At 59.0% G+C, this 11,896-nt stretch carries 12 protein-coding genes; 3 read left to right on the top strand and 9 right to left on the bottom strand.

Features of this window, described 5'->3' with window-relative positions; all coding sequences use genetic code 11:
* Positions 1-161: 161 nt before the first annotated feature.
* Positions 162-836 (top strand): TorD/DmsD family molecular chaperone, encoded by a 675-nt coding sequence (locus V5A26_RS05385; RefSeq protein WP_332320141.1) that lies wholly within the window; start codon positions 162-164, stop codon positions 834-836.
* A gap of 17 nt (positions 837-853) precedes the next feature.
* Here V5A26_RS05385 and V5A26_RS05380 read toward each other — a convergent pair whose 3' ends face one another.
* The 6 genes from V5A26_RS05380 to V5A26_RS05355 form a co-directional block, all read right to left on the bottom strand.
* Positions 854-1,765: an ATP-binding protein gene (locus tag V5A26_RS05380; protein ID WP_332320142.1), complete on the bottom strand. Its 912-nt coding sequence runs from the start codon at positions 1,763-1,765 to the stop codon at positions 854-856.
* 69 nt (positions 1,766-1,834) lie between these two features.
* Positions 1,835-2,932 carry a hypothetical protein gene (locus V5A26_RS05375; protein ID WP_332320143.1) on the bottom strand — a complete coding sequence of 366 codons (1,098 nt, stop codon included), beginning with the start codon at positions 2,930-2,932 and terminating at the stop codon, positions 1,835-1,837.
* 105 nt (positions 2,933-3,037) lie between these two features.
* Positions 3,038-3,616 (bottom strand): 50S ribosomal protein L15e, encoded by a 579-nt coding sequence (locus V5A26_RS05370; RefSeq protein WP_332320144.1) that lies wholly within the window; start codon positions 3,614-3,616, stop codon positions 3,038-3,040.
* A gap of 145 nt (positions 3,617-3,761) precedes the next feature.
* A complete protein-coding gene (locus V5A26_RS05365; protein ID WP_332320145.1) occupies positions 3,762-4,850 on the bottom strand; it encodes a restriction endonuclease in 1,089 nt (362 codons plus the stop codon).
* 93 nt (positions 4,851-4,943) lie between these two features.
* Positions 4,944-5,918 carry an MBL fold metallo-hydrolase gene (locus V5A26_RS05360; RefSeq protein ID WP_332322259.1) on the bottom strand — a complete coding sequence of 325 codons (975 nt, stop codon included), beginning with the start codon at positions 5,916-5,918 and terminating at the stop codon, positions 4,944-4,946.
* Positions 5,915-7,597: an ATP-dependent DNA ligase gene (locus V5A26_RS05355; RefSeq protein WP_332322258.1), complete on the bottom strand. Its 1,683-nt coding sequence runs from the start codon at positions 7,595-7,597 to the stop codon at positions 5,915-5,917. The genes V5A26_RS05360 and V5A26_RS05355 overlap by 4 nt, the downstream gene beginning before the upstream one ends.
* Positions 7,598-7,692: 95 nt before the next feature.
* Between V5A26_RS05355 and rmuC the strand changes: the two genes are divergently transcribed.
* Positions 7,693-8,616 carry a DNA recombination protein RmuC gene (gene rmuC / locus V5A26_RS05350; RefSeq protein ID WP_332322257.1) on the top strand — a complete coding sequence of 308 codons (924 nt, stop codon included), beginning with the start codon at positions 7,693-7,695 and terminating at the stop codon, positions 8,614-8,616.
* Here rmuC and V5A26_RS05345 read toward each other — a convergent pair.
* Complete coding sequence (locus V5A26_RS05345) at positions 8,613-9,038, bottom strand: hypothetical protein (RefSeq protein ID WP_332320149.1); 426 nt, start codon at positions 9,036-9,038, stop codon at positions 8,613-8,615. The genes rmuC and V5A26_RS05345 overlap by 4 nt on opposite strands.
* A 134-nt stretch (positions 9,039-9,172) precedes the next feature.
* Between V5A26_RS05345 and V5A26_RS05340 the strand changes: the two genes are divergently transcribed.
* Positions 9,173-10,582: a helicase HerA domain-containing protein gene (locus V5A26_RS05340; RefSeq protein WP_332322256.1), complete on the top strand. Its 1,410-nt coding sequence runs from the start codon at positions 9,173-9,175 to the stop codon at positions 10,580-10,582.
* 139 nt (positions 10,583-10,721) lie between these two features.
* Here V5A26_RS05340 and V5A26_RS05335 read toward each other — a convergent pair whose 3' ends face one another.
* Both V5A26_RS05335 and V5A26_RS05330 read right to left on the bottom strand, forming a co-directional pair.
* Entirely contained in the window at positions 10,722-10,847 is a 126-nt protein-coding gene (locus tag V5A26_RS05335; protein ID WP_332320151.1) for a hypothetical protein, read from the bottom strand.
* Positions 10,848-10,908: 61 nt separating this feature from the next.
* Positions 10,909-11,811: a serine/threonine-protein kinase RIO2 gene (locus V5A26_RS05330; RefSeq protein WP_332320152.1), complete on the bottom strand. Its 903-nt coding sequence runs from the start codon at positions 11,809-11,811 to the stop codon at positions 10,909-10,911.
* Positions 11,812-11,896: the final 85 nt, after the last annotated feature.

Raw genomic sequence — 11,896 nt, 5'->3', positions numbered from 1 at the left:
CGAAGAAGCCGGGTACGCCAAAGGTCGGGACGCTGGGTTCGCTGTCAACCACCTTGCGCCACTCGATACGACCACGAAAGACATCGGTCCCTCGGACCCCGTTGGCGGTTCCCAGTCGCAGTATGACACCCACGTCGAGATCACACGGATGGAGGACTGAGATGGCAACAGCAAGTATCGACATCGAGTTCGCCCGCGCCCGTGCGGACCTCTATGACCTGCTCTCGCGAATCTTCGACGGCGAGGTAACGGTGCTCCTGGAGGCAATCGAAATGGGGGGGTTCACGGAGTTCTCGGAAATACTGCCGGCTGACGTCGATATCACCAGGCTCTCCCGCGACGAGCTGGATCCGGAAGCGCTCGAGATCGGCTACGACAACCTCTTCGAGGTGCCAGGTCCCTACTACGTCCCGCCGTTTGCATCGGGACATGCCACGGACCCCAGCGAGTCGTTTGACTCTGACTCCCAGTATCACGTTGTTGGGACGGCTGGAGAACTGCTCGGTGATCCTGCCGAATCAGTCGCCGAACTGTACGAGCGCACGAACTTCACCCCGGACCGTGGCGAAGGTATTCCAGATCATCTCGCCGCGGAGTTCGAGTTCATGGCCGGACTCGCCGCTCAGCAGGCACAGGCCGAGAACGATGACCCGGAGCGTGTCGAGGAGCTCCGGGCTCTTCAGGAACAGTTGTTCGACCACCTCGAATGGATCGACGCCTTCGCCGACGCGGTCGCGGAGAAAGATTCGGCCGAAGGCGTGTTCGCGGCCGTTTGCTCGTTCGCGAGCGCGATTGTCGCTTGGGACCAGAAGCAACTGGACGCATCGACGAGCTAATCGAGCTGGGTTCGGTTTTAGCGACCTTCATTGGGTCCCTCAGTTTGTTCCGGTCTCGGGCTGAGCAACGTGAGGTCGACGGTTCCACTGTCGACCGTGATTGAGCCGCCCCATTTTTCGAGTAATCCGTGGACTGGCGCGAGTTCGAGGTCGGGGTTCGCCGATTCCCTCACTTCACCTTCAAGTTGGTCGGCCACAGCGGCGGGAAGCCCAGGCCCGTTATCTTCGATTCGGATGCGTACAGTCGAGCTGTGAACCGTCCCGTCGATTCGAATCGTGGGCTCACTCGAATCGTTGTAGACCACGAACTGCTTCAGCACGGTTTCGACGATATCCTCGAGGGTCGTGGCTTCTGCAAAGACGGGGAGGTCCGGGACCGCTCCCCGATCCACCGTGGTAACAGGAAAGGTCACCTGAACGTTCCGAACGGCAGTTTCGATCACGGACGACAGCCGAGCCGTCGTGCCGAGCGGGAGTGTCGTGTAGGCCCAGGCCACCAGTTGTCCAACGACTGGGAGTCCCAACAATGCGGGTCGGAACAACCCCAGCCCCCCGGTTTGGGGAGTCGGTTCCTCCCCTCCAACCGGGTGTGAGGCGTTGCTGAGTTCACGTGTCACTACATCCTGGCGCTCGCGGCGGCGACGCTCGGTTTCTAAACGTCGTGCCAGAATGAGTACCGTCACAACGGCGAGGAGGTTGACACTCGTTTCGAAGACCTCACCAGGGAGGTTGCCAAGGGGATCGAGTCCGGTGGCCAGCAGCCACACCTCAGTCAGTTGATGAGCACTCATCAGGGCGAACAAGGCTGCTGCCACGGCAAGTCGTCGATCTGTCGTGAACGCATACCAGACCGAGAAGAGGAGGCCCCCCAGAAGTGCAAGTAGCGGCAGAATCGTGACGGTCGCGATTGCAAGCGGATCCACGGCCATTGGCTACACCTCCGTTCGCCAGGCAGGCCCAAAGGTGTGCGGATCAGTTGGAATTAGCGACCCCGTCACTCAAGTCCGTTCGATCGTCACGTGGGTGTTCGTGACTTCCGTCACTTCGCCACTGATCGAGGCGTGTTGGGGGATGCTGATGCCTGAATCGGCGGGATCGGCGATCCGCTCGCCGAGGGCCACCGCGTCCCCGGGTGAGACGGTCGGGTTGCTGCGCGAGACGACATCTCCAAACGATTCGTTTGTCAACAGCGGGATCCGGACGTAGGGTGGGTCGATCCGGTCCGGTTCAGTCTCGAACTTTCGGCTTTTCCAGGCTTGCGGGCCGAGAATATTGATGCGGCCACCACCGAGCGTGTTTTCGGCCGCGAGTGTTTCGTCGACGATCAGCAGGCTGTTCGTTCGCTTGCGGACGCCGAATCGGTCCGGGCGCTCATCGATCTCGAAGCTCCACCCTGGCCCCCCGTCGGCGAGGATCTCGCTTTCACCCGGACCGCCAGGGCGCCCCGCTTCAGCGAGAAGGGTCGTCGCTGGTGTCCCGACCGGGACGTCAAGGAACCGATGGCGTGGAGTATCCCCATCGACGTGCACGAGTTTGCGGGTAACAGGGTTCGCCTCCGCCAGCGCCCGATAGACGTGATACATCGATTCGGTGTTCTGGACGAGCCAGCCGTGATCGAGTGGCAGATCCCGGCCGATCGTGATATCCGCGACGGACCGTAACAGGACACTTTCCATGCCGAATTCGTAGCGATCCTCGGTACACGCAATGAGGACATCCGGTGCGGTTTCGGCGTCGATCGGCAACTTGTCGGGTGTGAGGACTGTGGCATCAGTTTCGGCTTCGAGCGATCCGAGCCAGACGCCGCGGTAGGCTTCTTTTGTTCCGATGACCACGGTCGAGACCACCGTATCGAGGAGCCAATCGATGAGTTGTGCCAGTTCTTCGGCGTGTTCGCGACCGAGATGCCGGTCCTTGACGAAATTAGGTTCGCTCTCTTGGTGGTTGATCAGGAGGCCTTCAACCTCCTCGATCTGCTCCCACTTCGCATATGTTGGAAACCCGGCCCCGCCGGCGCCCGAAACACCGGCCGATCGGATCGCCTCGGCGATGTCGGTCGGCGTAACTGTCGCCGGAGATTCATCGAGAAGAGACATATCGGGTCTATTGCTTGCCACTTGATAAACTCTCCCAAAGTAGCAGTTGGCGCTCCTTTAGTGGCACTGTTCAGGTGCGTGAAACCGCAAAACAGAACGGTAAAGTTAGTCCCGAGACCCGACGCTCGGACGGGTATTCTCGGAGCCCGTGCCGCGTTTGAGCATCCCGCGTGAGCGGTCGCCGGCCGTCGTGAGTCCACGCAGCGCCCGGTTGGCGTGTGTGTCGTCACAGATCCAGTTCAGGTCGTCGTCGTTCTCGATCGCCGGGTGGTTCGGATCCAGGAGGATCACTTCGAACCACTTTTGGCTGCCGTCTTCACCGACCCAGTAGGAGTTCAGCACCCGCAGGTTGCGGAACTTCCGGGTCGCTCGCTCCTCGGAGATGCGGTTGAGGTTCTTCGTGCGGCCGATGCGGTTCACACCGGTGCGTTTCGAGCGCCGGCCCCCAGTGAACCGGGACTTCCGGGCGGTTCCTTTGCGGACGCTGACGCGTGCCAGGACGACGCCCTGTTTGGCCTTATAGCCCAGATCTCGGGCTTTGTCGAGGCGGGTTGGGCGTTCGATCCGCACGATGGCGCCCTGGTCTCGCCACTCCTGTTTCCGTTGCCACTGCAGTTCAGCGAGTTTCCCGTTGCCGGGATCCCGCCATGCTTCCTTGATATACGAATAAGCGCTTCGTGTCATGCTGGTTGCCGCGGGCGTTGGTGGTTCAACCCGTGAGGGTCACATTCCGTCCCGATATCTCGGGAGCCCGCTGGCGCCCGCCTGCCAGCGAGTTATGAATATTTCTTTGTGAACGGCTAAAAACACTTCGAAGGCCGTTTTCCACTCACGCGTTCTCGATTTGGAATTCGAGGCTCCGATCCCGTTCGAAGGAGATGGGCGTTCTGTTGGCCCCTGGTAAGGCCAACAGTGTCCCAGATTCCGTGTCTTCGGGGACGGTGAAGACGAGATAGCCCGCTGTCGAGGAGCGTGCCGGAACGGTGATCGGCAATTGGCCCTCCGCACCGTCGAGTGGCTGTGGTCCGTACCGCTCCGCGCCACTTGCGAACCCGAAGGCCTCCGGTTCGAGAACGACTGTCTCGGCGGTTGGATTCGTCACGTTCAGTTGCGCGACGGCGAAGCTGTGGTTTTCAGGGGCGTCGAAAGCTGTTCCGTTCGGGCCGACGACCTCGTCTTTGGGTTTGGCATTCCAGCCAACACCAACCGGGTCGGTTTCCCCATCGACCAGGGAGACGGCCGTCACGCTGTAGCCGCCGCCTCCAAGGCCGATGTCGGGTATCGGGAGCCCACCCAGAACCCCCCCGATCGCATCGATGAGTCCGAAATCCGGGATCGGCAGCCCGGCAATGAGTCCGCCCAGACTATCGCCAAACGTGAATACGGTGAGAAGGCCGATAATTACCACCATGACGCCGAGTGCAACACTCAGTCCCGTGTTTCCACTGCTGAGACCGATCGACGGGCTACCAATACGTGGCGTTGGAATGCTACTGAGGCCTGGCATCGGAAGAGTCTGCACGAACTTTTGAACGATACTCCCACCCGAATACTGCTTGAGCAGATCTTCGAAGCCTTCCGCCGAGGCCGTTTCCTCGAGGGTTTCGGGGTCCACTAAGTGGATACCATTGACCTCGGCCATTTCCGTGGCCCCGTCGTCGAAGGAACTTCGTGTGGCCGCAACCGGCACATCGACCCCTTTCTCGGATTGGAGCGACTGGATCGTCTGCAGTTGGCCTTGGTCGACCGGACCATCGTCGCCTGGGGCAACGAGAATCGCCCCCCGTCGACCGTCGGCCATTTCCGCTGCGACCATGAACTGACCGCTTTGGTTGGTGACTTCAGCGTCCCAACCGTGGCGCTCCCAGACGGCCGCGAGCATCTCGGCGAATTCCCGGTCGCTTAGGTCGGCGACCATGTCAGCGTCCCCCGCCGGGAGCGATGACGGGACTCCGTTCCATCACGGTACACTCGGGGACCGTCCCGTAATAAATCATCCCACGTGGAGCCGTCAAAAATCACCCAAGGTGGTCTGGTTCGGTTTTACTGCGCGGGCCTGAATACCTAGTCGTGACTGAATGGCGCCAGCGAAGTCGTCGACGAAGCCATGGACTGTATACACCTGGTCTGGGTTGACTCTCTCGACGACTCCCAGCAGTTCCTCGAAATCGCAATGGTCCGAAAGGGGGAAGGCCACGTCGAGATCCCGGGCAAATCGATAGCTCTTGTCGATCGCCCAGCCGGAAAATCCGGCGAGGATGGCGCCTTGCTTCTCCCGTAAGCCATCGATGAATGACAGCGAGCCGGTTTGGGCGGGGAGCACCAGGGCGTCACCCGGCTCGGGGGTGAATTTCGATTCGACTGAGCCCGGAAACGGCTTGCCCCTTGCGGCCTCAATTGGGTCGTTGATCGCGTCGATGCTTGGTGTGTATCGAATCCGGTCTCGACCGGCCCGCGCTGCCAGTTCGATGAGTTCTTGGGCGCGTCCGAGTGCATAGCCGAGCAGGATGACGGGTCGATCCCGGGTGTCCTCTAGCCAATCCACGATTTCGGCTTCGATGTCTGACTGTGCAGGGAACGTGTACTCCGGTTTGCCGTATGTCGATTCGATGACTAACACGTCAGCTGATACCGGGTCAAACCCCTCCATTTCGAAGCGGTCGCGAGTCGAACAGTCGCCGGTGTAGAGGATCTGTTGGTCGCCATTCATTACGAAGGCCCTGGAACCGGGCACGTGTCCTGCAAACAGCTGTTCGATCCAGTCGACGTCGAGGCGGTCTGGGACCGGGCCATCGCGTCTCACGGCGGCCAGTTCCCGGGTTAGATCCGACGCGACGACCTTCCCTGGTGGGCTGTCGTAGAGATGGTCGCCGTGTGCATGACTGAGGAGCGGTACGTCACTAGCCGGGTCACCGGCGTCAGCCGCGATTGCACGTTCGTCATCGGTTTTGATTCGGATGCCGTCGTTCAATCGAACCTGTGTCATTGGGAGTGATAGATGTCTTCGACGCGCTCGAGCGTATCTACGCCCCGAACCGAAAGGTCATCACGGAAATCCACGAAGCGAGGGAATCGCATGGCATACCCCGAATCGTATTCCGGGGACCCCTGGAGTTCTTCGAACTCGACTTCGAGCACGAGTTTTGGTTCGAGAGTCACGTCCCGACCGTCGGTTTCGTGAATAAGTGGTTCAAGTCGCTCGGTGACAATTGCGAGTTCTTCGTCCGTAAAGCCGGTCGAAAGCCGGCCAACCTCCTCGAATTCACCTGTCTCCTCGTTTCGACAGCCGAGGTAGAGTCGGCCGAGTTGATTCGACCGCCGGCCTTCGCTGTAGGTCGCCCGCACGACTACCAGGTCTAACGTTTCCAGGGTCGGCTTGACCTTCATCATGTAGCCGACCCGGCTGCCGGGCTGATAGGTTGCCTCGGCGTTTTTCAGCATGAGCCCTTCCTGGCCCGCATCGAGTGCGTCTTGGTAGAACGTTTCGAGCTCCGAGCGGTTCCCAGTCCGCCTGTTTTCGGCTCGTTCGATGGCAGGTGGCTGCTCCGTGAGCACCGATTCAAGCACGGCGAGGCGATCTTCCAACCGGGATTCAAGGAGGGACTCTTCGACGTACATCGCATCGAAGAGATAGAGTGTCACTGGAATCGTTTCGATCGCCGCTTCGATGTTATTCTTGCGTTTGATGCGCTTAGAGAGTACCTGGAACGGGACCATTTCGCCCGTTTCGGGATTGTACCCGACGATTTCCCCTTCGAGAATGGCTCGCTCTGCATTCACGTTCTCGGAGACTGCCTCGACGATGTCCGGGAACTGAGTTGTGACGTCCGTCAACCGTCGGGTAAACATCTGGACCTCCCCGCCATCGACGTGAATCTGCGCTCGAACCCCATCGTATTTGAACTCCGCCAGCACGGCTTCAGGCTCGGCCGCGACCCGTTCGATACCCGTCTCGATCGACTCGGCTTTCTCCGCAAGCATCACGTCGATCGGCCGACCGATCGCAACTTCCAGTTCTGCAAGTCCGTCTCGCCCTTCGGTTCGAGCGGTTTGCACGACGACACGATAATCGTTTGTGACCTGATATGCCCGTTCGACAACCCCGACATCAGCTTCAGTTCCCGAAAGAAACGCCTCGGCGATGGCGTCCCTTATGACCCCTTCACCGACACCGATTCGAAGATGGCCGAGCACGGTTCGGACGAGGTATTTGGCTGTGGCCGGGTCCGCGTCGGAGAGCAATCCAGCGATTGCATCGACTTTCCGTCCCTGGCTGCCAGTCCCCTCGTACGCAGCGATCTGTTCAAGCGTTTCCTGGACCTGTTCGACCGTCAGCGACTGACCGAACAGCGTCTGTTGGCGCTCGTTTTCGACGGCTTTGGCCGCCGCACTTCCAAGATCGCCGGTTTCGCGCCACCAGTCTTCGATCTGGTCTTCTGACTGGCCAGTTGCCTTTGCGATGGCTGTTCGGGTCAAACTCGAGGAGACGCCGAGATCACAGTCCTCCCAGGCCACGAACGGTCGGCCTTGCAACAGCGTCACCAGGAGTGGCACCGTTTCCGGGTCAGCCTCGGATAGCGCCGTTGCGAGCTGCTCGATCAGGGCCGTGTCGGCATCGGTGGTTTCGAGATCCTCGTAGAGATCGACGAGGGCGCCGTACTCCATTGGGTTCTGCTTGACGGTGCCGACTCTTAAGCCTTCGAAACGGACTCGATGTAGCCGGGACGAACATTCATGGGCTGGCTCCCCGACATCGAGGTATGGCCACGAACGAGTTGCTCCTCGGTGGTGTTTTCCTCGCACTTCTCGTCGTTATTTTCTTGCTCGTGCAGGTTCGGCGGGCCGTGAGCACGGCTGAAAATGGTGTCGAGACCGACCAGCTGACCGCAGCCCTATCACAGACCCTGTCCTCGATGCAGTTCAGTGAAACCGTGTCCCGGATCGAGGACCGAGCGGGTGAAATAGAGTCACTCCATGGTGATTTCGATCGGCTCCTGCGAGCCCCTCGTGAACGTGGTGAGTTTGGGGAGGTGCAACTCGAAGTCATGCTCTCGGATCACCTCCATCCCGGCATGTACGGAATCAGGGAACAGGTCGTCGGCTCAAAGACGCCCGACGCGCATATCGAAACGCCCGATGGCATCGTTGCCATCGACTCCAAGTTTCCACTGGATCGCTACGAACAGTATCTGGACGCCGAGAACCCGGATGTTCGGGCCGAACACAAGGAGGCGTTCCGCACTGCCGTGGAGGAGCAATTGGCCAAAATCGAACGGGATTACGTCAGCCCCGAGAAGGGAACGACCGACTTTGCCTTTGCCTACATCCCTTCGGAGAGCGTCTACTACCATTTGATTACGGAGGAGTACGATCTTCTGCGTGAGTACACGAAACGCGGTGTCCAGGTCGTTTCTCCACTCACCCTCGGGCACAAACTCGAACTTCTCAAAACCGGCGCGCAGGCCAGAAAACTCTCAGAAGAAGCCGAAGCCGTGCTTGACCATTTGACTGAACTCGGGGCGCAGTTCGAGGCGGTCGAAGACGAGTGGTCGACGCTGGAACGACACATCGACAACGCCTCGAAACGGGCTGATGACGTTGATCGGCGCTTTCGTGGCCTTCGTGAGGCCTTTGACCGGATCGAACGTCCATCAACCGACCTTACAGAAAACGAGACTGACTAGCGGGTAAATTCGCGCCAATGTGAGATCGTCCAGTAGGCCAGGCCGCTTCCGATGAGGCCCGCTGCTAGAAGATACAAGATAAAGTCCGGTTGGAAGACTGCACTGGGATAGGCGAGTGCATACGCGATTCCTTCTCCGGCGAGGGTTACCACGACGAAAACGGTCACCGTGACGCCGATAGTCGCCATCAGCACCTGGCTCCCTTCGATTCGCGGCCGCTCGAGCACGAACAGCGCACTGACAAATCCGAGTGCCATCACCACGACGTAGTAGGGAAACCGGTTGGTAAATCCCTCCACCTCTCCTACGAGTAAGGCGAGTGCACCGAGAAATGCCGCTGTAAGCACCACGGTCGAACCGAGAACCGGTCCGATGACCCGGAGGAGGGTGTGATCGTTCAGCCAGTCTGGCCCCGATTCCATGCCCGGAGGGACACGGGGGCGTGGCAAAAGTCTACTGACACGGTATGGGATTTGCCACTGGGCGGGTTTTCGCCCGCAGGATCGGCGATCGACCGCGGCAGGTATTTACCGCCGGACGCCAAATTCCCGAGCGAATGGCTGGCGAAACGGAACGCATTGTCGTCTCCGACGATGGGCTCTCCCTTCCTGTGATCGAGGTGCTCACAGGTCGGGGGGCCATCTTCGGGAAAAGTGGCTCCGGGAAGAGTAACACTGCAAGTGTCGTGGTCGAGGAGTTGCTGGAAATGGGGTTCCCGATGCTCATCGTGGATATCGAAGGCGAATACGCCACGCTAACTGAGCGCTACGAGGTCGTCCATATTGGAGATGGTGACGGATACGACCACCCCCTGTTCGAGGTCGACCCTGGCCAAATCGTGGATTTCTGTCTCGACCAGCACCGGCCAGTGATCATCGATATATCGGAAGTACTGGAGATCGAACGGGCCGAACGAGTCATCACCGATACGCTGCAACTCCTGTTTTCTCGGGAGAAACACGAGAACAAGCCGTTTCTGGTCCTTGTCGAGGAGGTCCATGAATTTCTCCCTCAGCAAGGTGGACTGGGTGATTTGGGGGAGATGCTTATTCGGATCGCCAAACGGGGCCGCAAACGGGGCCTTGGCTTGTTGGGGATGTCCCAGCGACCGGCATCGGTCGACAAGAACTTTATCACCCAATGTGACTGGCTCGTGTTTCATCGGTTGACGTGGGAGAACGACACGCGGGTGGTGAAAACGATCCTGGGCAAGGAGTACGCGGAAGACGTCAAGGATCTCGCGACTGGGTCTGCATATCTCCTGGCCGATTGGGAGGAAACGGTGCGTGAAGTTCGGTTTCGGGCCAAAAAAACCGCCGACGCTGGAAATACGCCCTCTCTCTCGACCTCCGAACGACGCGATTTAACAGCAACTGGGGAGGCGGACGGATCGACCGGGGGCGCTGCTCTTGAATCACAGGAAGAGGCCACGGCACCTGTGGTTGAAGAGGGGTCCGAGGATCCCGCGCTTGACACAGAGATCGCCGAGCCTGAAGCGGCGGCGTCAGGCTCAGACTCAGTCGACCCAATCGAAGCGGATCCACCTCCGGTTCTGGACGAATCGGCAACCGAGGAGGACACGAAGACCGCGATTACGGAGCCACAGACAGCGTCAAATCCAAACCAGGCCGATTCTACCCCAGAGAGGATCGGCAGCACCGATCCCGCAACCCGGGACGAATCGGATTCAGATCCGACGCCGTACGATCCGGCTGTCGAAACGCTGTGGGAACTTGGGCAATTTGTCACTTTCGTCCTTGCTCGAGCGATCGGATCGCTGACTTACGGTGTTCGAGTCGCGTACGCGAGACTCATGGGTCACTCAAAGCCTGCGGACAGACTCGGTGTACTCTCTGTTGAGGACCCAGCGTCTCGATCCCGCCCATCACGGTTCGCCCTTCGGATCTTCGGGGTGCTCGTTTTGATCATTGGGTTGTTGATCGTGTTCGCACTCTTCGGGCTCTAGTGGAATGACTTAATTCGAAGCCGGGACGAAATTGGTTGTGCCCGCAAACCGCGTCTATATTTCTCAGGCCACGGGAACAGATCTGCAGGTCTATCATACCTCTGTGAAGTGTCCGGTTCTTCCCGGCGCATATCAGGAGTTAGACCGATCCCTTGCCGAGGAGCGCGGCTTGCGGGAGTGCCATCGCTGTCGAGAGAAACGCTTCGAGATTTTGGAGTTGTAACGGTTCGCCGAACGAAATTGTATCAGCACTCGATTTTTGCACACCCCGTTTTGCTATAGCGTTATATGGTTTATTTTTGCCCAGGCTTCCACCTAGAAACCGGTTATTCGGCGGGGAGTGTCGAAAAATTCCGCTCTTTGATTGCCCCAAACACGGCCTGGACATCGACTGAGTCAACCTCGCCGGGGTATTTCCGCTCGAAATAACTCGTGATGTTTTCGATATCCCGTTTGAGGAGCTCCGTGCTATTTTCGTGGTCGGTCGGGACTGCCTGAGGCCAGTCAAAAAGCGTAATCCCGCTTTCGGCCACGAAAACGTTGTATTCGCTGATGTCCGCGTGTATGTACCCCCCATCCGCGGCCGATTGCATCTCCTGTAGGACCAGTTCCAGCACCCCGGTGACCTGTTCGTCGGGTAGTGTGGCCTTTGCCAGTTCTACACCCGGGACTTTCTCCATGATAATCGCGTGTCGGTTCTGGTCAATCGGTTGGGGTACTGAAACTTCCGGATAGAGCCCTTTGAGCGCTTCGTACTCCCGTTCGGCGGCTTTTCGTGCCGTATACAGCCAGGAAACGTGCTCTCGATCGGCAGTGTACTCCCGCCCACGGTGGACTTCCCGAAAGTTCGAGAACCCTTCTCGGTGAAACTTCAGTGCGAGTGGCTTGTAGGATTGGACTTCGTGCACGTCTGATTCCTTACCGACGCCCAATGGAGCCCCGAACCCTTCGATCGTGTCCCGCTCGGCGAATGTATGCAAAGCCAGTGCGTCGTACCCCCGTTGGGTGAGTTTGATCCCCTCGTACTGGATCGTTTTTCGCTCGACGAACTCCAGATCCAGCATTCGATTCAGGTGAAAATCGACGTTTTCGGACGTTAGGCCGGTAAATTCGGGCAATTTCTCCCGATTGACCCACTCGGAGAACCGCATTCCTTGCTCGACGCCCGAGAGAAGATGGAAATCCTCGGGTTCGAGGTCGGCCATCACGTCGGCGACTGTTTCGACCATGCGGGACGTAGATTCTGTCCGGTTATAAGCGCAGGGACCTGACTTATCGGTAATATCACCCGGTAATAAACCATATATTGCTATA

The organism is Halodesulfurarchaeum sp. (genome assembly GCF_036626455.1).
In the GTDB taxonomy this organism is placed as follows: domain Archaea; phylum Halobacteriota; class Halobacteria; order Halobacteriales; family Halobacteriaceae; genus Halodesulfurarchaeum.
Note: the sequence above shows the minus strand (reverse complement) of the source record. Positions and strands in the feature narration are given on the sequence as shown.